The organism is Pseudomonas sp. MWU13-2862, from assembly GCF_023242495.1.
GTDB lineage: Bacteria > Pseudomonadota > Gammaproteobacteria > Pseudomonadales > Pseudomonadaceae > Aquipseudomonas > Aquipseudomonas gingeri_D.
Genome location: NZ_JALMEZ010000019.1, coordinates 108,008 through 130,462, shown reverse-complemented (window position 1 = coordinate 130,462; position 22,455 = coordinate 108,008). Strand labels below are relative to the sequence as shown.

The window sequence follows — 22,455 nt, the reverse complement described above, 5'->3', positions numbered from 1 at the left end:
CGGCTCCTACAAGGTTTCGCGGGGGTGGTTACATCCCGTGCAGCTTGAGCAGCCGATCATAGCTGCCGTCGGCCTTCATCGCCGCGATCTCGCGGTCGAAGCCGGCGACAATCTGCTCATGCTGCGGGTTCTTCAGGCTGACCAGGATATGCAGGCTGTTCTCGCTCAGCGGCTTGGGCAGGAACTCCACGGCATTGCGCACCCGTGGCGCCTCGCTCTTGAGGTAATAACGCGCCACATACTCGTCTTCCAGGGTCAGCTTCACGCGGTCGGCCGCGAGCATGCGCACGGCCATGGCAAAGTTGTGCACCGGGATCTTCTGCAACTGGGTGTCACCGTCAAAATCGGCGCTATAGGCGTAGTCACGCACCACCGCAATCGGCAGGTCGTGCAACTGACCCAGGTTATCGAACTCGATGGCCGACTCCTTGCGCTTGAGAAACAGCACGCGGTTGACCAGGTACTCGGCCGAGAACTGCCCCAGCAAGGTGCGTTCGTCGCTGTACCAGGCATTGACCAGCACGTCATAGCGCCCTTCGCCGACGCCCTTGAGCGCGCGTGCCCAGGGCACCTGCTCGAAGTCGCTGGCATAGCCGGCCCGCGCCAGCGCCGTGATGACGATATCGGTGGCCAGGCCACCGTTGACCAGCGTCGCGTCGGTAAACGGCGGCCAGCCATCGGCCACCAACCGTAACTTGTCCGCGGCGGCGCCCTGTGAAAGCAGCAGCAATCCAAGCAAAACAAAAGCTCGATGCAATCGCGGCATGCTAAAGATCCTTAGCGGGCACATAGCCCAGCAGAGTTAGCCGAAGCCGGAGGAGCACATCCAAAAGCAACCGGCTACCTCCCTGGTCCTAACATTAGCTCATCCGAGCCAGAGCAAAAGCACGGCTTGGCAGATTACACAAAGATGACGATGGCGAGCAAAGCCAATGATATCAAGTAGCCGCCAGTGAACCGAAATACCGGTTCAGGATTCCCTGCAAGGAGCTTTCCAGCCCCGGCCCTGTCGGGCAAAAGAAATCCGCGGTTGGCGACCTCGGATAACGCGCCTAGTATCGCTATCAAGTTATTGAATCCAGAGGCGAGCATGACCACTGACTGGCTCTGCAAACACCATGGCGACCTGAGCAAGGAACAGTTGTACAGCATCCTGCAACTGCGGACCGAAGTCTTCGTGGTCGAGCAAAAATGTCCCTACCAGGAAGTCGATGGGCGTGATCTGGAGGGCGACACCTGCCATCTGATGGGCTGGCGCGATGATCGACTGGTGGCTTACCTGCGTCTGCTCGACCCGGAATCCCAGGGGGGTGACGTGGTGATCGGGCGAGTGGTGATCGCCCCCGAGGCCCGCGGCCAGGGGTTGGGGCATGAGCTGATGGCCCAGGCGTTGAAGCAGGCCGGGAAGCTTTGGCCGCAAGTGCCGATCTATCTGTCGGCCCAGGCGCACTTGCAGAATTATTACGGGAGCTATGGGTTCGAGGTGGTGGGCGAGGTGTATCTGGAGGACGATATTCCGCATATCGGTATGCGCAAAAGCTGAGGTTTTTGGTGTTCTCCAGGGCCTCTTCGCGGGCAAGCCCTGCTCCTACAGTTATGTGTCGAACACACCTTTTGTGTACGGCCCAACTTTGTAGGAGCAGGGCTTGCCCGCGAAGAGGCCAGCACAGACACCACAAAACTTCAGGGATAACCCAGCACCTGCTTGATCGAAACCAGGTTGCGACCAATCCAGCTCTTGTCGATCGCCCCCCAACTACGAATCCGGTATTGCCCGGCGTGATTGCGCGCGCCGTCTTCCTGTTCGAACTCGCAGACGATGTCCAGGTCCGCCAGGGCCAGGATCGTATCCTGCGCCGTGCGCCGTGGCATGCCCGTGGCTTCGGTCAGGGCCGGAACGCTGCTGGCAATCTCGCTGTCGATCAACCATGCCACGTACAGACGGCGGTAGAAACTGCTCTTGGTCTTGCTGACGTCCATCCGGTAATCCTTAGGGTTGACCTTCCAATGCTTCGACTCAAGCGCACACTCGGCGCCTACGGAGTTGCAGATTTGCCCTGCAGATCGCGCCAGGTCAGGTACACCCGCAGGTCGAACTCCAACTGGTGATAACCGGGCTGCATGTATTCGCACAGCTGGTAGAAGGCCTTGTTGTGATCGGATTCCTTCAGGTGCGCCAACTCGTGCACCACGATCATCTTCAGAAACTGCGGCGCCGCCTCCTTGAACAGCGAGGCGATGCGGATTTCCTTCTTGGCCTTGAGCTTGCCGCCCTGGACCCGCGAGATCGCCGTGTGCAGGCCGAGGGCGCGATGGGTCAGGTCGAGGCGGTTATCGAAGAGCACCTTGTCGATGGCCGGCGCATTGCGCAGATGTTCCTGCTTCAACGCCAGGGCATAGCTGTACAACGCCTTGTCGCTCTGCACCGCATGCCGCTCCGGATAACGCTGGCTCAGGTAGTCGCCCAGGGCATCCCGGGCGATCATCTGGCGGACCTGTTCCTGCAAGGACGTGGGATAAGCCTGAAGGTATTTCAGCACAGTCATGACAGGCCTTACGTACACCGAAAAAGAAGCCAGTGTAGCGAATTCAGGCGGACAACGCGCTCCAGTCAAACGCCGAGCCGAAGCCGGTGGCGTCCTTGGCCGTCAGCGGCCGGGCCACCAGGAAGCCCTGGACCATCGGGCAACCATTGGCCTTGAGCCACTGCCATTGCTCCACGGTTTCCACGCCCTCGGCGATCACCAGCAAACCAAACTCCTTGCACAGGTCGATCACCGTGCGGGCCAGGGCCGCATCCCGCGGTGAATCGAGGATCTTGGCAATCAATTGTCGGTCGAGCTTGAGCGTGTCCAACTCGAGGTCACGCAGGTGGTTCAGCGAACAGTGTCCCGAACCGAAATCGTCCAGGGCCACGCGCACGCCCTGGGCGCGGATCCGCCTCAGTTGCTTGCGCGAAGCCTCGTAGTCCTGCATCAGCGCCGCCTCCGTCACCTCGACTTCCAGCTGATGCGCCCGCAGGTCATGGCGCTCCAGCACCTCCTGCAACTCGTCCGCCAGGTTCGGCATACAGAACTGTGTGGCGCTCAGGCTGACGCTCAGCACCAGGTCATCGGCAAACACGCCACTCCAGGCATGCCGCTGAGTGGCCGCCTGGCGATAGATCCAACTGCCCAGCCGGCTGATCAGCCGTACTTCTTCCAATAAAGGCAGGAACAACCCTGGCGGCACATCACCGACACTCGGATGGTGCCAGCGCAGCAACGCCTCGAACCCCCGCAGGCGGCCATCCTCCAGGGACACCTGGGGCTGGTAGACCATCTTGAATTCCTTGCCCTCGATCGCCGAACGGACACTTTCCTCGAGCATCAGGCGCGAGCGGGCCCGACCATTCATCTCATGGTCGTAGTAGCGATACTGCTGACGACCGGCGCGCTTGGCCTCATACATGGCGATGTCCGCCGCCCGCAACAGGCCATCGAGATTGGCCCCGCAATCGGGGTAAGTGGCAATGCCGATGCTGACGCCGAGCGTCATTTCCATGCCGTCGATTTGCTGGCGAATGGAAACTCGCTCGATCAACCGCTCGGCGATTCTCGCCGCCTGCTCCGGGTGCTCCAGATTGAGCAGGGTGGTGAACTCATCACCGCCCATGCGCGCAAGAATATCGAAGGGATTGAGGCAGGACTTCAACTGTTCCGAGACCCAGCGCAGCACTCGGTCGCCGGCTTCGTGCCCCAGGGAATCGTTGACCCGTTTGAAGCCGTCGAGATCCAGGTACATCAGCACCAGGGACTTTTCCGCGCTGTCGCTGCGGCGCAGGGTATTTTCCGCCGTCTGGTAGAACCCCCGGCGGTTGAGCAAGCCGGTCAACGGGTCGGTGACCGCCTGGAACTCCAGTTGCTGGTGCAAGTGCCGCACCACCGACATGTCCAGCACCGTCACCACCATGGCCTTCTGGTCGGCGGGCAGCGGCGCGCAGGACAAGGCCACCGGCAGCATCTGGTCCTGGCTGGTGCGCAAATACGCATCATGCAGGCGATAGGTTTCGCCCTTGCGGTACTCCTCGTACAGCAATGAGCTGTGCCAGTTGGGAAAGTGCGGGTTCTGCAGGAAATCCAGGAACGGCTGGCCGGCCAGGGCGTCCAGCGACAGATTGAGCAAGCGCGAAATGGCCGGGTTGGCGAAGCGGATCGTGCCGTCTTCGTTGACCACCAGAATGCCTTCGGCGGCATTCTCCAGCACCGAGGCATTGAACGCCCGGGCCGCTTCCAGGTCGCGGCTCAGGCATTGCAGGGCCCGGCGGTTGCGCTGCTGCTCCAGCAACGCCTGGACCTTGGGCCTGAGGATATCGGGGTTGAAGGGCTTGAACAGGTAATCCACCGCGCCACTGGCATAGCCCTTGATCACAGCGTCCGGGGACTGCTCGTTGGCGGTGAGGAAAATAATCGGGGTCAGACGTGTGCGCTGGCTGCCGCGCATCAGGCGGGCCACTTCAAAACCGTCCATCCCGGGCATCTGTACATCCAGCAGCACCAGGTCAATCTCATGCTCAAGCAGCAACGTCAGTGCCTCAATGCCTGAGGCGGCAGTGACCACCTGCCAATCCTGACGTTCCAGCAAGGCACGCATGCTGATCAGATTTTCAGGGTAATCATCGACGACCAGAAGGACGGAACTACCATCACCGGGTATCTGTTGCACGCAATCCATGCTGCTTCTCTTGTTCGGGGAACTCCACCGGAAATCTAGGAAACCGGGCTAAACCTAAGGACTACTCTAGACCGGGATTGTGCAAAGCGTAGTGAGCAATAGGCCATCATCCAGACATGGCCACAATCTCCCGACTAACGGTCGTTTATCACCTTCAGGACGCGGCCCGGAAAACGCCTCGGGCCTGCAAGACCGCGTCATACCACGGTGACGACCGTTAATACGGCCGGTCAATGTTATGAGGTCCTATATTCCGCAATTGGTTCAATTTCGTAGATTTCGTCGAAACGCACCGTATTGTATAAGCCGAATTCGCCGTGATAGGTCAGTGTTCGGTGCGTCCAGTCGATGCTGCACAGCTCGCCGCGCTCGGACTCCACCGTCCCGCCGTGCAGCCTGCCGCGCAGGTTGATCTTTTGTTTGCGCTTGAAGTACTTCAGATATTCAGGCTCGTTCTGTGCTTCCTCTTCGTCCATAGTGAGACCCTTTTTTTGTTGGCGATGGAACGTTCATCGTGGGAAGTCGCCCTGTGAAAAACAACTGTCATAAATAACAGGTGTTTATATCGCTTCTTAATAAAAGCCCAACACGATCCTTCTATAGCGGGCCGCGCTGGCGGGTTTCGTCGACGGATTGGCGTCAACCGTTCGCCGGTTCGGCGTTAACAAACTATTCTTCAGCCGTTATAAAGGACGCCGAAAGCGCGGCCCCAAGCGGTTTGTCTGAATTTTCCCAGGCTGAATCGCGGTCCGCGCGTAAACGGCTTACAAGGAAGGAACAGACATGATCGACCTGACCACCTGGAACCTCAGCGTTCCCGTCGGTACCCCGCCGGCGACGATCGATACGCCCAAGCTGGTGCAGGGCTTCAAGGATCAGTACTTTCACTCCGACAGCGGCACCTTGTTCTTCTGGTCGCCGGTCACCGGTTCCAAGACCGAAAACGCCATCTACCCGCGCAGCGAATTACGCGAGACCTGGCCCGATGGCCGGCTGCGCAACTGGTTGTACAGCGAGTCCAACAACTACCTGCGCGCAACCCTGGCGGTGAACCAGGTGCCCTCGTCGGGCAAGATCGTCATCGGCCAGATCCATGCGTACAACAGCACCCAGCCGATGCTCAAGGTCGAGTACCAGTACAAGGACAGCCGCAAGACCGGGATCATCGTGGTCAAGATCCGCAACCACCCCGACGACAAGAAAAGCCGGGTGATCGAGATTGCCGACAATGTGCCGTTGGATAAAGCCTTCACTTATGTGATTCACCTGAGTCGCGGCGGTTATCTGAGCGTGCAGGCCGCCGATGCGTCCTGGTACACCCAGATCAGTAGCACCTGGCGCGAAAAACCGCTGTACTTCAAGGCAGGGGTCTATGTGCAGGACAATACCGGCTATACCAACGAGGGCGGCATGGTGACTTTCTACAAGTTGGATATTGATCATGTGAAGGGTTGATATTACCGCCGCTTCTTAAAGAGAGCTTTTATGCATTGAGGCGCTCTTCCCTATTCGGAAACCGTCTATAAACCTGTCAATTCTGACAGTAGACCGATTTGCAAAGCGTGCTCAATCTATTCAGTAACTGACGATCATTGGCATGCAGAGGCGGATATGAAAGGGGCCTGGGTCATGGAATCCAGCACCAGGGTTGTTACGTGCCACTTCGAAAGTTGTGTTCATCACGTGAACACGCCATGGGTACTACGCAATCTATAAGGAGAGTTGTCATGAAAAATGAAGCGACCCCTCGTGATGCTACAGGCCCTGAAAAAACGGCCAAGGGCGCCCCAGGCGGGGCCATGGAGGTCGAAGAGGGTATCTATAAAATCTACACGAATTTAAACAACACCAGTGTTGTTGATATGGCTGTGAGTGGGAGCGACCAGCGCGTCCACCGTGTTAAGCTGTACCATGACAATAGTTCACTCGAATCCACGTGGGGAGTTCTCCGTAAGCCCGGTGGGTACTACCTGCTTATAAACCAAAGGGAAAAGGATCTGGCTGCCGGAGAGATGAAAGATAATAGTGTAGGGGCGTCACCTATCACCGGGAATCCAGCCCAACTGTGGATGTTCAAAAGTGCGGGCCCCGACCTCTACTATCTTGAAAATAAATATGACGGTAAAGTGATGGATGTGGAAGGCTCCCATATGGAGGATAACTCCAGCATCATCGATTATCGTCATGTGGGCTCGAGAAATCAGAAATTTAAATTATTAAAAATCGATGGACCAAAGTGAGGCGGTATTCATGGCGCAAGGATATCTGATTAGCGGACAACCGGCACATCGTTGAGAAACGATACGTCGGTTGTGGGTTATTGACGTCCCACCTCCAAAATATTTAATAACGACCCCTCAGGAGTGTGCTTTCCCTGGCATTTGAGTCTACGTGGCGCCCCTTCGGAAAGAGCGCTTATCCAAAGAGCACCACGCCCATGCTACGCGACATACCAAGGAGAGCTATCATGCAAGATAAAACCACCTCCGTTGACGGCGAAGCCTCTGAGCAGACACCCAAGGATGCACCCGGTGCGGCTATAAAAATTCCAGACGGCGTCTATAAAATTTACACCTCTTTAACCAATACCCATGTTATTGACATGTCTCTGAGTGGCGGCATTATAGACGACCACAGCGTCAAGCTATTCCATGACAATAACGAACCCGAATCCACATGGAAAATCTCTTACATTAGCGCCCACGACGCGCACATCATTAACAATGGGAAATTGACTCAGCTAATGCTCAAAGTGGTCGGCGATTCTGGTGTATATGCTTCATATGATACAACCCCGCAACTAAGGGCCTATCATTGGATTTTCAAGAACGCGGGCACCAACGTGGTCTATATCGAGAACAAAGCTAGCGGCCACGTGTTGGATGTGGAGGGCTCTAACACGGTGGATAACACCAGGATTCTCGCTTGGCCTTATAAAGGATCGACCAATCAGAAATTTAAACTGGTCAAAATAGGTAACCTTTAAAATTATAGTGATGCTGTATGCACATTCGAAATGTGAGGCCGCTGAACGCGGTCTTGTGGCGAGCGGGCTCGCCCTAATGCCGTTCAGTCAAGAAAATGAGATATTGAAAACACCACCTAACCGGTAGGAGCAGGGCTTGCCCGCGAAGCTTTTGACGGTCTTACGGGCCCCTTCGCTGCGATGCGGCGTCCCGACAAGCCATGCTCCTACAGGAACTGCGCTCGACCTTAACTGACCGGCATTAGAGCAAGCCCGCTCGCCACATTCAAGTATCCAAGCCGCCATAACTCACAGATCAATTAAAACATTGCTTTATATTTTAAGGCACTATTCACCATTCGAAAACCTTCTATAAACCTGTCATTTCTAACAGTAGACCGGCGTGCAAAGCCTGCTCAAAATATCCAGCAACGACCCCTCAGGAGTATGTTTTCCCTGGCATTTGAGTCCACGTGGCGCCCCTTCGGACAGCGTGTTCATCCAGAAAGCTCCACGCCCATGCTAAGCGATATACCAAGGAGATTTATCATGCAAGACAAAACCACCCCTGCTGGCGGCGAAGCCCCTGAACCGAAATACAGTGATGTCCCTGGGCCAAGTGTAAGAGTTCCAGACGGCGCCTATAAAATTTACACACACCTAACTAACATCAACCTTATTAGCATGGTTATGAGTGGCAACCCGCACGCCGTCAATCTATGGCATGAAAATAGCGAACCACAATCCGAATGGTACATCGAATATAATTCCGTGAACGATGCGTACCGAATTATAAACCAACGTTACACATTCTTGATACTAACAGTAGTCAACAACTCTGAAGTATATGCTGACGACCCCCAAATCCCATTACATCTGAAACATTTTTGGATCTTTAAGAGCGCGGGCATCAAGGACGTGTACTTTATCGAAAGTAAGCTTAACCTCAATGTGTTGGATGTAGAGGGTTCTGGTATGGCGGACGGAACCAGAATTATCGCTTGGCCCTATAAAGGTTCGGCAAATCAGAAATTTAAACTGGTAAAATTAAATTAATAGCGAAGCTGTATTCAGGGTGAAATATGCCGATTAACGGGTAACCAGCGCATCCTTGGGAAAGATGCGCCGGTTGCAGGTGCACCCGTCACCCCTGCTCAACGATTCGATCACGGCTGGTATAAACGCGGTTGAGGACCGCCACGACGGTTACTGCCCCTGCTGTTGAGATCCGAACCAACGCGGTGCATAACCGGGGATGAAGCGTCAGAATTTTACGCTGTCATTTGCAGGCCATTTCCTAGAAAATTGTAATCGCCCCTGAGCGGCTTGCGCCTTTGAATTCTTCGCGTCTAGTCTTCGTTCACCACTGCTTATCAGTGGTCGGATGTGGAAGTCCGAAGCCCAGAAAAGTGCACAGGCGCTCAAATACGAATTCGACTGTTCATTCGTGTCATGGCGGCTGTGCGCGGGGTACCTTCGGGTGCGCCGGGGTTTTCTGTGGCCCGGTCTTCCACACCTGCGTACAGCTGCCACCTTCTTGCGTGGAAGTGAGAGCCGGCAGCTTCTTGTTATCCACAGGAAGTCACGAATCATGAAAAAGCTCGTCCCCGATCCACCCATCAACTACACCCGCCAGCGCATCACCGCGATCCTCAGAGAAACCAACGAAGCCTTGCTGCAAGTGATGCGCGACAGCAAGCGTCCCCTGCTGGACAGCCTGCCCTCCACCGGCCTGAAAACTTTCGGCTGTCTCGACGGAGAAAATCACCCACTGTTTGCCGTCCGCCCCGGTATCACTCCCGAAGAAGCGTTGCGGCATGTTTCACTGTTGCTGATTGGAGCGGAAGAAATCTCCGATGAAATCACTGACGCCAGTGGTATTGAGCGCGGCCTGATCGGCTCCATGGTCCGCTCCGTGGAAATGGCCCGGGCGGTGGTGGATGCGCTGCTGGAAGGCGCGGCCATACGGCCGGCGTAAACGCGGATAGCCATGGGGAAGGCGGCGGATAATCAATCATTCCGCCGCCCTTTTATATCAGGCTTGAGCTTATCGCTCGCAGCCTTGCCCAGTATGGCGACTAAGGCTTGGCCTGACCTTTTGGTGCCACCTCCGGCTTGAGCGTGGCCTCAGCCGCGCCCTTGAAACCGGGTTTCACCTCCGGCGCGAGCGTAGCCTTAGCCGGACCTTTAAAACCCACCTCTGCTTTTTTTACCTTCTTGCCCTTTGAGCTCATGACCGTACACTCCCTTACAGTAAATGAACCCTGAAAGTGCCGGACTCGAACACTTCTGACTACTGTCAGAACTGACAGTTTTTTATATTATTTCCGACTTCCTCATATTCTGTAAGCTTCCATAAAGTCGTTCCCTTTACAGATTCAATGACTCAGTCATTGCCAAACAACAGACTGGTATCCCCGCCTCTCAAAACGCCGCTTTATGCTTTAAGGTGCTATTCGATATTCGGAAACTGTATATAAAACTGTCAGCATTGACAGTAGACCAACTTTCAAATCGTAAGTAACACTTTCCACACCTACTATTAGCAACATGTAGAGGTGGATATGAAATGGGCCTTGGTCATGGAATCCAGTGTTCACGGTTTTTACGTGAGTGAAATAATGGAGTCAAAAGACAAGCCAAACTATCACCCCACTCACCTTCGGGGTTGGCGCTGGATCGCCGTCAATCCGGGTGAAGAGGTGAAGGTCGGCGATATCTGGCAAGGTCACTCCTTTCATCCCCCTGAAGTCGGATACAAGGGCGATCACTTGTGAGGCACAACCACCTCCAGTTGATTGACTCTACTCATCGCGCTCGACCAGTTCCGCAAGAGACTTGAGGTCAATGCGCTCATCGACCAGGTCAAGGGCCATACCGAGGGATGCGATCACTCGAAACAAGGTATGGAGCCCCACATTCTCACCAGCCTCAAGATCGATAATGGTTTTACGGTTGCAGTGGGCCCTCTCCGCAAGCCGAGCTTGGCTGTAACCTTTCACACGCCGCAAGAGACGCACTCTTTCGCCGAGAGCAACCGGATTGAGGATCAGCATTTTGTAACCTATAGCGGACATTGCTCACTAAAAAATCGATTATGTCCACCTTAGCGGACATTCCCAAGCGCCTTATGTCCGAAACACCGATCAACGTGGTTAAAAAACGAACAATAAAAAACCGTCTTTCGACGGTTTTTTTATAACACCCAGTGGCCTTAGTTGACCTTGGCGTTCAACTCACCTTTCAGGTAACGCTGGAACATCGCTTCCAGGGAGATCGGCTTGATCTTCGAAGCGTTGCCGGCAGTCCCAAAGGCTTCGTAACGGGCGATACACACGTCACGCATGGCGGTCACGGTGGCACCGAAGAATTTGCGCGGGTCGAACTCGCTCGGGTTGGTGGCCATCAGGCGACGCATCGCACCGGTGGACGCCAGGCGCAAGTCGGTGTCGATATTGACCTTGCGCACGCCGTGCTTGATACCCTCGACGATTTCTTCAACCGGTACGCCGTAGGTTTCCTTGATGTCGCCACCGTACTGGTTGATGATCGCCAGCCACTCTTGCGGCACCGAAGAGGAACCGTGCATCACCAGGTGGGTGTTGGGGATGCGCTTGTGGATTTCCTTGATGCGGTCGATCGCCAGCACGTCGCCGGTAGGCGGCTTGGTGAACTTGTAGGCGCCGTGGCTGGTGCCGATGGCGATCGCCAGGGCGTCGACCTGGGTCTTCTTGACGAAGTCCGCGGCTTCTTCCGGGTCGGTCAGCATCTGGCTGTGATCAAGCACGCCTTCGGCGCCGATGCCGTCTTCTTCACCGGCCATGCCGGTTTCCAGCGAACCCAGGCAACCCAGCTCGCCCTCAACCGAAACACCACAGGCGTGGGCCATGGCCACGGTCTGCTGGGTTACGCGGACGTTGTAGTCGTAGTCGGTCGGGGTCTTGCCGTCTTCACCCAGGGAACCGTCCATCATCACCGAGCTGAAGCCCAGCTGGATGGAACGCTGGCAGACGTCCGGGCTGGTGCCGTGGTCCTGGTGCATGCACACCGGGATATGCGGGAATTCTTCGATGGCGGCCAGGATCAGGTGACGCAGGAACGGGGCACCGGCGTATTTGCGGGCACCGGCCGAAGCCTGGACGATCACCGGGGAGTCAGTCTTGTCAGCGGCTTCCATGATGGCGCGCATCTGCTCAAGGTTGTTGACGTTGAAGGCTGGAACGCCGTAGCCGTATTCGGCTGCGTGGTCCAACATCTGGCGCATGCTGATAAGTGCCATTGTGTGTGTCTCTCCCGGTCGAGGGTCGTTAATCGTGCAAGCCTGCCGGAGCGGCGGCTGCTATTCAAGTCATTGCAGATCAGGGGTCAGCCCGGCCTGCGGATTCAGTGTCAAACGCCGGCCCCTTGTAGGAGCGAGCTTGCTCGCGATGGTGGTTCAGGCACCGCGGGGTATCAGGTACCCCGAGTTATCGTTAACGTCCATCGCGAGCAAGCTCGCTCCTACAGGGGACCGCGCTCGGCCGTTATTGCGCCTTGCAGGCCCGGCCGATCAAATCGTTGGTGGCAACCCAGTAAACCAGGCCTTCCTCACCTTTTTTGTGAAACGCCAAAACGTTATCGCTGTAAAGCACACCGCTGTCGACGGCACCGATCTCGGGTTTGAGACGGTACACCTGGTCACCGCTGGCCAAGCGCACATCCACCGCCTGCTGCGTCGTGTCGACATAACGCCAGAGCACTTCGGCGTGGCTGTCACAGGTCCAGTGCGTCCAGTTGTCCGCCGGAGCCGACGCCTGGTTGAAGGTGGCATTGAAAGCCGCGCAACCACTCAGTGCTGCCAGTGAAACAAGGGCGATAAAGCCTTTCATGCCGGTTCCTCGACTGGCGACCCCTGGCCGCCAGCACTGCACGTAGTGAATCTGACCCGTCAGGGACAACCCCGTTCCCGGGTCCCGGACGATGCGTCGTATTCGGGACTCAGGCCTTGGCGCGCGCTTCCAGCACTTCCACGGCCGGCAGTACCTTGCCCTCGACGAACTCGAGGAACGCACCACCACCAGTGGAGATGTAGGAGATATCCTTGGCAACACCGTATTTGTCGATGGCCGCCAGGGTGTCGCCACCACCGGCAATGGAAAACGCCGAGCTGTCGGCGATGGCCTGGGCCAGGACCTTGGTGCCGTTGCCGAACTGGTCGAATTCGAACACACCGACCGGACCGTTCCAGAGGATGGTCTTCGACGACTTCAGCAGTTCGGCGAAGTGCGCGGCGGTTTGCGGGCCGATATCCAGGATCATGTCGTCAGCAGCCACGTCGGCGATCAGTTTCACGGTCGCCACGGCGCTCTCGGCGAACTCCTTGGCCACGACCACGTCCACCGGCAGCGGCACGCTGACCTTGGCGGCGATGGCGCGGGCGGTGTCGAGCAGGTCCGGCTCGTAGAGGGACTTGCCCACTGGATGACCGGCTGCGGCCAGGAAAGTGTTGGCGATGCCGCCACCGACAATCAGCTGGTTACAGATCTGGCTCAGGCTGTTGAGCACGTCGAGTTTGGTCGAGACCTTGGAACCGGCGACGATGGCAGCCATCGGCTGGGCCGGGGCGCCCAGGGCCTTGCCCAGTGCATCCAGTTCGGCGGCCAGCAGCGGACCAGCAGCGGCCACCTTGGCGAACTTGGCCACGCCGTGGGTCGAACCCTCGGCGCGGTGCGCGGTGCCAAAGGCGTCCATCACAAACACGTCGCACAGGGCGGCGTATTGCTTGGCCAACTCGTCGCTGTTCTTTTTCTCGCCCTTGTTGAAGCGCACGTTTTCGAACAGCACGATATCGCCGGCCTTGATCTCGACACCGTTCAGGTAATCGGCCAGCAGCGGCACATCACGGCCCAGGGCCTTGCTCAGGTAGTCGGCGACCGGCTTGAGGCTGTTCTCGGCCGAGAACTCGCCTTCGGTCGGACGGCCCAGGTGCGAGCAGATCATGACCGCCGCGCCTTTTTCCAGGGCCAGCTTGATGGTCGGCAGCGAAGCCAGGATACGCGCATCGCTGGTGACAACACCGTCCTTGACGGGGACGTTGAGGTCTTCGCGGATCAGTACGCGCTTACCTTGCAGATCGAGGTCGGTCATCTTCAACACGGTCATGGTCGCAATCTCTGGTTTACGGTTGTTTGTGGACAACGTGCAGGTAATGTTCTGCAACGTCGATCATTCGGTTGGCAAAACCCCATTCGTTGTCGAACCAGGCCAGCACGTTGACCAGCCTCGGGCCGGAAACGCGGGTCTGACTCGCATCGACAATCGCCGAATGAGGGTCATGGTTGAAATCACAGCTGGCGTGGGGCAGCTCGGTATAGGCCAGAAGCCCCTTGAGCGGGCCGCTGGTGGCGGCCTCGCGCAGGATCCGGTTGACCTCCACGGCATCGGTGTCGCTGACGGTCTGCATCGTGATGTCGAGGCAGGACACGTTCACCGTCGGCACCCGTACGGCTTTGGCCTGGATTCGCCCGGCAAGTTCCGGCAGCAGGCGTTCGATGCCTCGCGCCAGACCGGTGGACACCGGGATCACCGACTGGAACGCCGAGCGCGTCCGGCGCAGGTCTTCGGCGTGGTAGGCGTCGATCACCGGCTGGTCGTTCATCGCCGAGTGAATGGTGGTGATGGACACGTATTCCAGGCCGATGGCCTGGTCCAGCAGGCGCAGCAGCGGCACGCCGCAGTTGGTGGTGCAGGAGGCGTTGGAGACCAGACGCTCGCCGCCGGTCAGGCAGTCCTGGTTGACGCCGTAGACGATGGTGGCGTCGACATCGGTCTCGCTGGCCATCGGCTGGGAGAACAACACCCGGGGGGCGCCGGCGGCGAGGAAGCGCTCGCCGTCCTCGCGGGTGTGGTAGGCGCCGGAGCATTCCAGCACCAGGTCGACGTCGAGCGCGGCCCAGTCGATGTGTTCGGGGGTGGCACAGCGGAAAACTTTCACGCAGTGACCATTGATATGCAGACAATCGTCCTCGACCCGCACTTCGCCAGGAAAGCGGCCGTGGGTGGAGTCGAAACGTGTCAGGTATTCGAGACTGGCCATGTCGGCCAGATCGTTGAGGGCAACGATTTCAAAACCGGCCCGATCCCCTCGCTCGAACAGCGCACGCAGGACACAACGACCGATACGGCCATAGCCGTTGAGTGCAACTCTGTAAGGACGCGGTTGGGGCATGGGGATCTCGCCGAGGCTTGAATATCAAGCAGCCCGTGCCGAAGCAGGGGTTTTGTGGGAACGGGCTTGCCTGTGAGTCAGAGGGTGAGGCGGTGTCTGTGAGGACGCTTTCGCGGGCAAGCCCTGCTCCTACAGTGTTGTGTCGTACACAGATGTTGTGTTCGACGGCGAACTGTAGGAGCAGGGCTTGCCCGCGAAGAGGCCGGAGCAGACAACCCCACTCTCGAACTTAGTCTTCCAGCAGTTCTTCAGCCTGACCCAGGATATTTTCCAGGGTGAAGCCGAACTCTTCGAACAAGGCTGGCGCAGGTGCCGACTCACCGTAGGTGGTCATGCCGATCACACGACCTTCCAGGCCCACGTACTTGTACCAGTAGTCGGCATGGGCGGCTTCGATGGCGATACGCGCACCGATCTGCAGCGGCAGCACCTCCTGCTTGTAGCTGGCATCCTGGGCATCGAAAATGCTGGTGCACGGCATCGACACCACACGAACCTTGCGGCCCTGCTCGGTCAGCTTGTCGAACGCCTGCACCGCCAGGCCCACTTCCGAACCGGTCGCGATCAGGATCAGCTCAGGCTCGCCCGCACAATCCTTCAACACATAACCACCACGGCTGATGTTGTCGATCTGCACGGCATCGCGAGTCTGGTGCTGCAGGTTCTGCCGGGAGAAGATCAGCGCCGAAGGGCCGTCCTTGCGCTCCAGGGCGTTTTTCCAGGCCACGGCGGATTCCACCGCGTCGGCCGGACGCCAGGTGTCGAGGTTCGGCGTGCAACGCAGGCTCGCCAGTTGCTCGATCGGCTGGTGGGTCGGACCGTCTTCGCCCAGACCGATGGAGTCGTGGGTGTAGACATGGATCACGCGCTTCTTCATCAGCGCCGACATGCGCACGGCGTTGCGGGCGTATTCCATGAACATCAGGAAGGTCGCGCCGTAAGGCAGCAGGCCGCCGTGCAGGGTCACGCCGTTCATGATCGCGGTCATGCCGAATTCACGCACGCCGTAGTACATGTAGTTGCCGCTGGCATCTTCAGCGCTGACGCCCTTGCAACCTTTCCACAGGGTCAGGTTGGAACCGGCCAGGTCGGCCGAACCGCCCAGCAACTCAGGCAGCAACGGGCCGAAAGCGTTCAGGGTGTTCTGGCTGGCTTTACGGCTGGCGATGGTTTCGCCCTTGGCCGCGACTTCGGCGATATAGGCCGAGGCTTTTTCGGAGAAGTCAGCCGGCAACTCGCCGCTCAGGCGACGGACCAGTTCATTGGCTTCGACCGGGAAAGCCGCGGAGTAGGCCGCGAAACGCTGATCCCACTCGGCTTCGACAGCGCGGCCGGCTTCCTTGGCGTCCCACTCGGCATAGATGTCGGCCGGGATTTCGAACGGGCCGTGGTTCCACTTCAGCGCCGCGCGGGTCAGGGCGATTTCCGCGTCACCCAGTGGGGCGCCGTGGCAGTCTTCCTTGCCTTGCTTGTTCGGCGAACCGAAGCCGATGGTGGTCTTGCAGCAGATCAGGGTCGGACGGTCGCTTTTGCGCGCGGTCTCGATGGCGGTCTTGATCTCTTCCGGATCGTGGCCGTCGACGTTGCGGATCACCTGCCAGTTGTAGGCTTCGAAACGCTTCGGGGTGTCGTCGGTGAACCAGCCTTCGACTTCGCCGTCGATGGAGATGCCGTTGTCGTCATAGAAGGCGATCAGCTTGCCCAGGTCCAGGGTACCGGCCAGGGAAGCGACTTCGTGGGAAATGCCTTCCATCATGCAGCCATCACCGAGGAACACATAGGTGTGGTGGTCGACGATGTTGTGGCCGGGACGGTTGAACTGCGCCGCCAGGACTTTTTCCGCCAGGGCGAAGCCCACGGCGTTGGCCAGGCCTTGGCCGAGCGGACCGGTGGTGGTTTCCACTCCCGGGGTGTAGCCGTATTCCGGGTGACCCGGGGTGCGGCTGTGCAGTTGGCGGAAGTTCTTCAGGTCGTCGATCGACAGGTCGTAGCCGGTCAGGTGCAGCAACGAGTAGATCAGCATCGAGCCATGGCCGTTGGACAGCACGAAGCGGTCACGGTCGGCGAACGACGGGTTGCTCGGGTTGTGCTTCAGGTAATCACGCCACAGTACTTCGGCAATATCCGCCATACCCATGGGGGCACCGGGATGGCCGCTGTTGGCTTTTTGCACGGCATCCATGCTGAGGGCACGAATGGCGTTGGCACGCTCACGACGGCTGGGCATCGCTGATCTCCTGGGAATGCTGAAATTGAAAGTGAATAAAACGAAACGGAAAAAAGGCGAGCATTTTCCCTCAGGGACCGCCAAGGGGCAATGACAGATAGTCACTGCGGGGCGTTTTTCCTGCGGATAGTTGCGCATTCCTTCGGTGAAACCTTTCCGCTGTCGGTCTGTAGAGGGCCACGAAGGCCTGAAAGTGCCATCCATCACCCAATATCAAAACTTTTTGATATTGATCTTGCTAGGCGACCGAGGGGTCACTAGACTGCTGGCCTTATGAATTTACCTGTGTCCGCGATTCGTCATGACGCCAGCGACGACCTGTCCGCCCTGTGCAAGGCCGGCGGCGATCCGTTGCGCCTGAACGTCCTGCGGGCCTTGGCCAACGATTCGTTCGGCGTGCTGGAGCTGGCGCAGATCTTCGGCATCGGCCAATCCGGCATGAGTCATCACCTGAAGGTACTGGCCCAGGCCGACCTGGTGGCGACCCGTCGTGAAGGCAATGCGATTTTCTACCGCCGCGCCCTGCCCCACACCGAACGTCTGGGTGGCAAGCTGCATGCGGCGCTGCTGGAGGAAGTCGACGCGCTCGACTTGCCCGACGACGTACAAGCCCGCATCGGCCTGGTCCACGGCCAGCGCGCCGCCGCCAGCCAGGACTTTTTCGCCCGGGTGGCGGAGAAATTCCGCGCCCAGCAAGACTTGATCGCCGGCCTGCCGCAGTACCGCGAAAGCGTGCTGGCGCTGCTCGACAAGCTGAGCTTCGGCCCCCAGGCCACGGCCCTGGAAGTCGGCCCCGGCGACGGCGCTTTCCTGCCGGAACTGGCGCGGCGCTTCCAGCAGGTCACGGCGCTGGACAACAGCCCGGCGATGCTCGAACTGGCCCGCCAACTGTGTGAACGTGAAGCCCTGGCTAATGTCAGCCTGCATCTGGCCGATGCCCTGCAAGACATCCGGTTGCAGGCCGATTGCGTGGTGCTGAACATGGTGTTGCACCACTTCGCCGCGCCGGCCGAGGCCCTCAAGCAGATGGCCGGCCTGCTGCAACCTGGCGGTAGTTTGTTAGTGACAGAATTGTGTAGCCACAACCAGAGCTGGGCCAGGGAGGCCTGCGGTGATCTCTGGTTGGGGTTCGAACAGGACGATCTGGCCCGTTGGGCCATCGCTGCGGGGCTCGTGCCCGAGGACAGCCTCTATGTAGGCTTACGTAATGGTTTCCAGATTCAGGTTCGCCATTTTCAGCGACCGGCTGGCACCCTCACCATCGGTAACTCAGGAAAACCATCGATATGAGCGAATATTCCGTTTTCACCTCCGAGTCCGTGTCCGAAGGGCATCCGGACAAAATCGCCGACCAGATCTCCGATGCGGTGCTGGACGCCATCATTGCTGAAGACAAATTCGCCCGTGTCGCATGCGAAACCCTGGTGAAAACCGGTGTGGCGATCATCGCCGGCGAAGTGACCACTTCGGCCTGGGTCGACCTCGAAGACATCGTCCGTAACGTGATCCTCGACATCGGCTACAACAGCTCCGACGTCGGCTTCGACGGCGCCACCTGCGGCGTGATGAACATCATCGGCAAGCAGTCCGTGGACATCGCCCAGGGCGTTGACCGCAGCAAGCCGGAAGACCAGGGTGCCGGCGACCAGGGCCTGATGTTCGGCTACGCCAGCAACGAAACTTCGGAGCTGATGCCCGCGCCGATCGCCTTCTCCCACCAATTGGTCAAGCGCCAGGCCGAAGCCCGTAAATCAGGCCTGCTGCCTTGGCTGCGCCCGGACGCCAAGTCGCAAGTGACGTGCCGTTACGAAGGTGGCAAGGTGGTCGGTATCGACGCCATCGTGCTGTCGACCCAGCACAACCCGGACGTCTCCTACAAAGACCTGCGCGAAGGCGTGATGGAGCTGATCGTCAAGCACGTGCTGCCTGCCGAACTGCTGACCAAGGACACCCAGTTCCACATCAACCCGACCGGTAACTTCATCATCGGTGGCCCGGTGGGCGACTGCGGCCTGACCGGTCGCAAGATCATCGTCGACAGCTACGGCGGCATGGCCCGTCACGGCGGTGGTGCGTTCTCCGGCAAGGATCCATCCAAGGTTGACCGTTCCGCCGCCTACGCCGGTCGTTACGTGGCCAAGAACATCGTCGCCGCCGGCCTGGCCGATCGCTGCGAAATCCAGGTGTCCTACGCCATCGGCGTCGCGCAACCGACCTCGATCTCGTTGAACACCTTCGGCACCGGCAAAATCGGCGATGACAAGATCATCAAGCTGGTTCGCGAAATCTTCGACCTGCGCCCATACGCCATCACCACCATGCTCGACCTGCTGCACCCGATGTACCAGGAAACCGCGGCCTACGGCCACTTCGGTCGCACCCCGGAGCAGAAGACCGTCGGCGACGACACCTTCACCACCTTCACCTGGGAAAAGACCGACCGCGTAGACGCGCTGCGAGCGGCTGCCGGCCTGTAATGTAGCCTGCGTCACAAAAGCCCTCCATGGCCGGCCATGGGGGGCTTTTTCATGCCCGTCGAAACTTGCGCGTCGACGCATGCCTCCCTAAAATCCCGCCCCCTCTCGAACCCTCTTCCCACTTGGATATTGCACGGCGCCCGTTCGAGACTCCCTTTAGCGCCGTCAATCGAACATTGAGGTTTGCCATGCGTCTCTCCGCACTCGCCCCCGCCGCCATCCTGCTCGGCCTGTTTTCCCTGTCCGCCCAGGCCGCCGATCTGAGCACCCTGGCCGGTGGCCTGACATCGCAGCTGGGCGGTACCGCCGCAACGCCGCCGGCCACTACCGCCGCCGGCGCAGGCCCTTGCAACAAGCAGATCCAGGACCTGCAGGCGAAGATCGATAGCGCCAAGGCCAAGGGCGACGACCTGAAGGTCAGCGGCCTGCAAATGGCCATGGACCAGGCGTCCAAGGGCTGCACCAAGCTCAACGGCCAGGCGGCCACGGCGCCACAACCAGCAGCGGCTCCCGTTGCCGCCCAGGACCCCAAGGCCCAGGCCATGGATACTGGCATGAAGGCACTGGGCGGTCTGCTCAAGTAAGCCGACACACGCAGTAAAAAAGCCCCGCCTCGCGCGGGGCTTTTTTATGCGCGGGGTGATCTAGGCTTGGGTTTTAGTCCGAGCAAGGATGCTCACGATGCGCTTCTTCAGTGGTTTTCTGTTGTTGGTCTTTTACCTCGCGGCCCAGGCCGACGTTTGCCCGGACTGGCAAGGGGAACGCGCCCGGCGAGAAGTCGACGCCCTGCAAACCCAGTTGGCTGAATGGGACCACAGCTACCATCAACAAGGTCGCTCGCCGGTGGCCGACGAACTCTACGACCAATCCCGGCAGCGACTTGAACAGTGGCGCGGCTGTTTCCGGCTGCCCTCCGCCAAGCCGGACACCCCGGCGGGCGCGGGCGGCCCCGCCCTTCATCCAACCGCCCATACCGGCCTCGACAAACTGCCGGACGCCGAAGCCGTCCGGGCCTGGATAAAAGGCCGCGAAGGCCTGTGGATTCAGCCCAAGGCCGATGGCGTGGCGGTGACTCTGGTGTATCGCCAGGGCCGGCTGCACCAGGTCATCAGTCGCGGCAACGGGTTGAGCGGGCAGGACTGGACCGCCTCGGCCCGCAAGATTCCGGCAATCCCCGGCACTTTGCCGGAGGCTCGCGACCTGGTGCTGCAGGGCGAGTTGTACTGGCGTTTACCGAATCATGTGCAGGCCCACCAAGGTAGCTTGAATGCCCGTGGCACCGTGGCCGGTTTGATGGCCCGGCACCAGCTCGGCAGCACGGAGGCGGCGGGCATCGGCCTGTTTGTCTGGGACTGGCCGGAAGGGCCGGCGACACAAGAGGAACGGTTGGACGGATTGCAGGCACTGGGCTTCCCGGACAGCAAGACCTACAGCCAGCCCATCGCAGACTTCACGGAAGCCGAACACTGGCGCAATCACTGGTACCACCAGCCATTACCGTTCGCCAGCGACGGAGTGGTTCTGCGCCAGAGTCGACGCCTCGCCGCAAAAAACTGGCAAGCCCAACCCCCCTACTGGAGCGTGGCCTGGAAATACCCCCACGCCCAGGCCTTGGCCCATGTGCGCAAAGTCAGTTTCAACATCGGCCGGACCGGGCGGATTACCCCCATGCTGGAGCTGACGCCGGTGCTACTCGATGACCGGCAGATCAAGCGGGTCAGCCTCGGTTCGCTGCCACGCTGGCAGGCCCTGGATATCCACCCCGGCGACCAGGTGGCGATCAGCCTCGCCGGCCTGACCATCCCGCGCCTGGACAGCGTGGTCTGGCGCAGCCGCGAACGTGAACCGCTGTCCGTCCCCGACCCTCGGCACTTCCATGCCCTGAGCTGCTGGCAATATGGCCCGGGATGCGAAAGCCAGTTTCTTGCCCGCCTGCGCTGGCTGAGCGGCAAACAGGGGCTGGACCTGCCGCACCTGGGCGGCGGCACCTGGGAAAAGCTGCTGGCGAGCGGGCACATCCATCGACTGCTCGATTGGTTGACCCTGGAGGAGGAAGAGCTTGCTACCATTGCCGGCTTCGGCCCGCGCAGCCGTGCGCGATGGCTGGAAACCGTGCAACTGGCCCGACAACGACCGTTCGAGCGCTGGCTCAAGGCGCTGGGGCTGCCTCCCAGTGCAACGGCACCGCTGGACGAGTCCTGGCCGGTATTGGCAGGTCGTACGACCGAGGCGTGGCAGGCCATACCCGGCGTCGGCGCGGGGCGGGCCCTGCAACTGAGCGCTTTTTTCCGCGACCGGGAAGTGCAGGCCCTGGCCGAATCTTTGCGTAATGCCGGTATCGCGGGATTTTAAGGAGACAACCCCTGTCTATTTCAGATTATTCATACAGACAACACGGCCATCTATTTTCAGAGTGACTGTTTTTCAATCAGTGTTTCAGTCCGGAGTGTTTATGCAATTTTTTCCACCGCTGGCGATTTTTACCTTGTGCAGCGTCCTCGCCGCCCCCTTGCTGGCTGCTGAAGAACCCACCGAACTGACCGGTTGCGCGGCCAAGCGCCAGGCCATCAGCAACCAACTCGACATCGCCAAGGCCCAGGGCAACAGCGAGCAACAGACCGGCCTGGAAAAGGCACTGGACGAAGTGACCACCCATTGCACCGATGCCTCGCTGAAAAGAGAGCGGGAAAACAAGGTGCTCGATGCCAAGCACGAAGTCAGCCGCCGTCAGGCCGACCTCGACAAGGCGATGAAAAAGGGTGATCCGGACAAGATCAACAAGCGAAAGGAAAAGCTCGCCGAGTCGCGCAAGGACTTGCAGAACGCGCTGGATGAGCTGGACAAGTAGGCCACCGGCCCCCTGAAA

General features: G+C 59.1%; 24 protein-coding genes. 12 read left to right on the top strand and 12 right to left on the bottom strand.

The window, feature by feature from the left end; all coding sequences use genetic code 11:
- Positions 1-28: 28 nt before the first annotated feature.
- A complete protein-coding gene (locus tag M5C56_RS28320; protein ID WP_103499119.1) occupies positions 29-766 on the bottom strand; it encodes a transporter substrate-binding domain-containing protein in 738 nt (245 codons plus the stop codon).
- A gap of 324 nt (positions 767-1,090) precedes the next feature.
- Here M5C56_RS28320 and M5C56_RS28315 point away from each other — a divergent pair, with 324 nt between their 5' ends.
- The gene (locus M5C56_RS28315) at positions 1,091-1,543 is read left to right on the top strand and encodes a GNAT family N-acetyltransferase (protein ID WP_103499121.1); all 453 of its coding nucleotides are present in this window, start codon (positions 1,091-1,093) and stop codon (positions 1,541-1,543) included.
- A 140-nt stretch (positions 1,544-1,683) separates the two neighbouring features.
- On the opposite strand, the gene M5C56_RS28310 is transcribed toward M5C56_RS28315, so the two are convergent.
- The 4 genes from M5C56_RS28310 to M5C56_RS28295 all read right to left on the bottom strand — a co-directional run bounded on the left by M5C56_RS28310 (position 1,684) and on the right by M5C56_RS28295 (position 5,189).
- Positions 1,684-1,980, bottom strand: a complete 297-nt coding sequence (locus M5C56_RS28310) for a winged helix-turn-helix domain-containing protein (RefSeq protein WP_103499122.1) — start codon at positions 1,978-1,980, stop codon at positions 1,684-1,686.
- Between the two features lie 56 nt (positions 1,981-2,036).
- On the bottom strand, positions 2,037-2,546 hold the full coding sequence (locus tag M5C56_RS28305; RefSeq protein WP_103499123.1) for a M48 family metallopeptidase: 510 nt from the start codon (positions 2,544-2,546) through the stop codon (positions 2,037-2,039).
- Positions 2,547-2,589: 43 nt separating this feature from the next.
- Positions 2,590-4,713 (bottom strand): EAL domain-containing protein, encoded by a 2,124-nt coding sequence (locus M5C56_RS28300; RefSeq protein ID WP_103499124.1) that lies wholly within the window; start codon positions 4,711-4,713, stop codon positions 2,590-2,592.
- A 236-nt stretch (positions 4,714-4,949) separates the two neighbouring features.
- A complete protein-coding gene (locus M5C56_RS28295) occupies positions 4,950-5,189 on the bottom strand; it encodes a hypothetical protein (RefSeq protein WP_103499125.1) in 240 nt (79 codons plus the stop codon).
- Positions 5,190-5,496: 307 nt separating this feature from the next.
- Between M5C56_RS28295 and M5C56_RS28290 the strand changes: the two genes are divergently transcribed.
- The 5 genes from M5C56_RS28290 to M5C56_RS28270 all read left to right on the top strand — a co-directional run bounded on the left by M5C56_RS28290 (position 5,497) and on the right by M5C56_RS28270 (position 9,656).
- A complete protein-coding gene (locus M5C56_RS28290) occupies positions 5,497-6,168 on the top strand; it encodes a polysaccharide lyase family 7 protein (RefSeq protein ID WP_103499126.1) in 672 nt (223 codons plus the stop codon).
- Between the two features lie 272 nt (positions 6,169-6,440).
- Positions 6,441-6,953 (top strand): RICIN domain-containing protein, encoded by a 513-nt coding sequence (locus M5C56_RS28285; protein ID WP_247263400.1) that lies wholly within the window; start codon positions 6,441-6,443, stop codon positions 6,951-6,953.
- A 227-nt stretch (positions 6,954-7,180) separates the two neighbouring features.
- Positions 7,181-7,699: an RICIN domain-containing protein gene (locus M5C56_RS28280; protein WP_247263399.1), complete on the top strand. Its 519-nt coding sequence runs from the start codon at positions 7,181-7,183 to the stop codon at positions 7,697-7,699.
- 528 nt (positions 7,700-8,227) lie between these two features.
- The gene (locus M5C56_RS28275; RefSeq protein WP_103499129.1) at positions 8,228-8,734 is read left to right on the top strand and encodes an RICIN domain-containing protein; all 507 of its coding nucleotides are present in this window, start codon (positions 8,228-8,230) and stop codon (positions 8,732-8,734) included.
- 535 nt (positions 8,735-9,269) lie between these two features.
- A complete protein-coding gene (locus M5C56_RS28270) occupies positions 9,270-9,656 on the top strand; it encodes a DUF3077 domain-containing protein (protein ID WP_103499130.1) in 387 nt (128 codons plus the stop codon).
- Positions 9,657-9,756: 100 nt separating this feature from the next.
- Here M5C56_RS28270 and M5C56_RS28265 read toward each other — a convergent pair whose 3' ends face one another.
- Positions 9,757-9,912, bottom strand: coding sequence for a hypothetical protein (locus M5C56_RS28265; protein ID WP_177100708.1), 156 nt, complete (start codon positions 9,910-9,912; stop codon positions 9,757-9,759).
- Positions 9,913-10,242: 330 nt separating this feature from the next.
- On the opposite strand from M5C56_RS28265, the gene M5C56_RS28260 reads away from it, so the two are divergent.
- Positions 10,243-10,455 (top strand): hypothetical protein, encoded by a 213-nt coding sequence (locus M5C56_RS28260; RefSeq protein WP_103499131.1) that lies wholly within the window; start codon positions 10,243-10,245, stop codon positions 10,453-10,455.
- A 27-nt stretch (positions 10,456-10,482) separates the two neighbouring features.
- Here M5C56_RS28260 and M5C56_RS28255 read toward each other — a convergent pair whose 3' ends face one another.
- The 6 genes from M5C56_RS28255 to tkt all read right to left on the bottom strand — a co-directional run bounded on the left by M5C56_RS28255 (position 10,483) and on the right by tkt (position 17,112).
- Positions 10,483-10,734 (bottom strand): helix-turn-helix domain-containing protein, encoded by a 252-nt coding sequence (locus M5C56_RS28255; protein ID WP_103499135.1) that lies wholly within the window; start codon positions 10,732-10,734, stop codon positions 10,483-10,485.
- A gap of 158 nt (positions 10,735-10,892) precedes the next feature.
- Positions 10,893-11,957, bottom strand: coding sequence for a class II fructose-bisphosphate aldolase (gene fba, locus M5C56_RS28250; protein WP_100942561.1), 1,065 nt, complete (start codon positions 11,955-11,957; stop codon positions 10,893-10,895).
- Positions 11,958-12,201: 244 nt separating this feature from the next.
- Positions 12,202-12,546 carry an MliC family protein gene (locus tag M5C56_RS28245; RefSeq protein WP_103499132.1) on the bottom strand — a complete coding sequence of 115 codons (345 nt, stop codon included), beginning with the start codon at positions 12,544-12,546 and terminating at the stop codon, positions 12,202-12,204.
- Between the two features lie 109 nt (positions 12,547-12,655).
- Positions 12,656-13,819 carry a phosphoglycerate kinase gene (locus tag M5C56_RS28240; protein ID WP_103499133.1) on the bottom strand — a complete coding sequence of 388 codons (1,164 nt, stop codon included), beginning with the start codon at positions 13,817-13,819 and terminating at the stop codon, positions 12,656-12,658.
- A 16-nt stretch (positions 13,820-13,835) separates the two neighbouring features.
- A complete protein-coding gene (epd, locus tag M5C56_RS28235) occupies positions 13,836-14,885 on the bottom strand; it encodes an erythrose-4-phosphate dehydrogenase (RefSeq protein ID WP_103499134.1) in 1,050 nt (349 codons plus the stop codon).
- 229 nt (positions 14,886-15,114) lie between these two features.
- Positions 15,115-17,112, bottom strand: a complete 1,998-nt coding sequence (tkt, locus tag M5C56_RS28230; RefSeq protein WP_247263398.1) for a transketolase — start codon at positions 17,110-17,112, stop codon at positions 15,115-15,117.
- A 273-nt stretch (positions 17,113-17,385) separates the two neighbouring features.
- Between tkt and M5C56_RS28225 the strand changes: the two genes are divergently transcribed.
- From M5C56_RS28225 to M5C56_RS28205, 5 genes are all read left to right on the top strand, one after another.
- Entirely contained in the window at positions 17,386-18,402 is a 1,017-nt protein-coding gene (locus M5C56_RS28225; protein WP_103499428.1) for a metalloregulator ArsR/SmtB family transcription factor, read from the top strand.
- Positions 18,399-19,589: a methionine adenosyltransferase gene (metK, locus tag M5C56_RS28220; RefSeq protein ID WP_103499427.1), complete on the top strand. Its 1,191-nt coding sequence runs from the start codon at positions 18,399-18,401 to the stop codon at positions 19,587-19,589. The genes M5C56_RS28225 and metK overlap by 4 nt, the downstream gene beginning before the upstream one ends.
- Positions 19,590-19,777: 188 nt before the next feature.
- Entirely contained in the window at positions 19,778-20,173 is a 396-nt protein-coding gene (locus M5C56_RS28215; RefSeq protein WP_103499426.1) for a DUF1090 family protein, read from the top strand.
- Positions 20,174-20,270: 97 nt separating this feature from the next.
- Positions 20,271-21,941, top strand: coding sequence for an NAD-dependent DNA ligase LigB (gene ligB, locus M5C56_RS28210; RefSeq protein ID WP_103499425.1), 1,671 nt, complete (start codon positions 20,271-20,273; stop codon positions 21,939-21,941).
- Positions 21,942-22,041: 100 nt separating this feature from the next.
- The gene (locus M5C56_RS28205) at positions 22,042-22,437 is read left to right on the top strand and encodes a DUF1090 domain-containing protein (RefSeq protein WP_103499424.1); all 396 of its coding nucleotides are present in this window, start codon (positions 22,042-22,044) and stop codon (positions 22,435-22,437) included.
- Positions 22,438-22,455: the final 18 nt, after the last annotated feature.

Excerpts from the sequence above, each read along its gene's own strand:
- M5C56_RS28310 (WP_103499122.1), bottom strand. The coding sequence starts at position 1,980 with ATGGACGTCAGCAAGACCAAGAGCAGTTTCTACCGCCGTCTGTACGTG.
- M5C56_RS28285 (WP_247263400.1), top strand. The coding sequence starts at position 6,441 with ATGAAAAATGAAGCGACCCCTCGTGATGCTACAGGCCCTGAAAAAACG.
- M5C56_RS28225 (WP_103499428.1), top strand. The coding sequence starts at position 17,386 with ATGAATTTACCTGTGTCCGCGATTCGTCATGACGCCAGCGACGACCTG.
- M5C56_RS28205 (WP_103499424.1), top strand. The coding sequence starts at position 22,042 with ATGCAATTTTTTCCACCGCTGGCGATTTTTACCTTGTGCAGCGTCCTC.
- metK (WP_103499427.1), top strand. The coding sequence starts at position 18,399 with ATGAGCGAATATTCCGTTTTCACCTCCGAGTCCGTGTCCGAAGGGCAT.
- M5C56_RS28280 (WP_247263399.1), top strand. The coding sequence starts at position 7,181 with ATGCAAGATAAAACCACCTCCGTTGACGGCGAAGCCTCTGAGCAGACA.
- M5C56_RS28305 (WP_103499123.1), bottom strand. The coding sequence starts at position 2,546 with ATGACTGTGCTGAAATACCTTCAGGCTTATCCCACGTCCTTGCAGGAA.
- M5C56_RS28275 (WP_103499129.1), top strand. The coding sequence starts at position 8,228 with ATGCAAGACAAAACCACCCCTGCTGGCGGCGAAGCCCCTGAACCGAAA.
- M5C56_RS28255 (WP_103499135.1), bottom strand. The coding sequence starts at position 10,734 with ATGCTGATCCTCAATCCGGTTGCTCTCGGCGAAAGAGTGCGTCTCTTG.
- M5C56_RS28260 (WP_103499131.1), top strand. The coding sequence starts at position 10,243 with ATGAAATGGGCCTTGGTCATGGAATCCAGTGTTCACGGTTTTTACGTG.
- M5C56_RS28320 (WP_103499119.1), bottom strand. The coding sequence starts at position 766 with ATGCCGCGATTGCATCGAGCTTTTGTTTTGCTTGGATTGCTGCTGCTT.
- M5C56_RS28300 (WP_103499124.1), bottom strand. The coding sequence starts at position 4,713 with ATGGATTGCGTGCAACAGATACCCGGTGATGGTAGTTCCGTCCTTCTG.
- fba (WP_100942561.1), bottom strand. The coding sequence starts at position 11,957 with ATGGCACTTATCAGCATGCGCCAGATGTTGGACCACGCAGCCGAATAC.
- M5C56_RS28270 (WP_103499130.1), top strand. The coding sequence starts at position 9,270 with ATGAAAAAGCTCGTCCCCGATCCACCCATCAACTACACCCGCCAGCGC.
- M5C56_RS28290 (WP_103499126.1), top strand. The coding sequence starts at position 5,497 with ATGATCGACCTGACCACCTGGAACCTCAGCGTTCCCGTCGGTACCCCG.
- M5C56_RS28215 (WP_103499426.1), top strand. The coding sequence starts at position 19,778 with ATGCGTCTCTCCGCACTCGCCCCCGCCGCCATCCTGCTCGGCCTGTTT.
- M5C56_RS28240 (WP_103499133.1), bottom strand. The coding sequence starts at position 13,819 with ATGACCGTGTTGAAGATGACCGACCTCGATCTGCAAGGTAAGCGCGTA.
- M5C56_RS28315 (WP_103499121.1), top strand. The coding sequence starts at position 1,091 with ATGACCACTGACTGGCTCTGCAAACACCATGGCGACCTGAGCAAGGAA.
- M5C56_RS28295 (WP_103499125.1), bottom strand. The coding sequence starts at position 5,189 with ATGGACGAAGAGGAAGCACAGAACGAGCCTGAATATCTGAAGTACTTC.
- ligB (WP_103499425.1), top strand. The coding sequence starts at position 20,271 with ATGCGCTTCTTCAGTGGTTTTCTGTTGTTGGTCTTTTACCTCGCGGCC.
- M5C56_RS28245 (WP_103499132.1), bottom strand. The coding sequence starts at position 12,546 with ATGAAAGGCTTTATCGCCCTTGTTTCACTGGCAGCACTGAGTGGTTGC.
- tkt (WP_247263398.1), bottom strand. The coding sequence starts at position 17,112 with ATGCCCAGCCGTCGTGAGCGTGCCAACGCCATTCGTGCCCTCAGCATG.
- M5C56_RS28265 (WP_177100708.1), bottom strand. The coding sequence starts at position 9,912 with ATGAGCTCAAAGGGCAAGAAGGTAAAAAAAGCAGAGGTGGGTTTTAAA.
- epd (WP_103499134.1), bottom strand. The coding sequence starts at position 14,885 with ATGCCCCAACCGCGTCCTTACAGAGTTGCACTCAACGGCTATGGCCGT.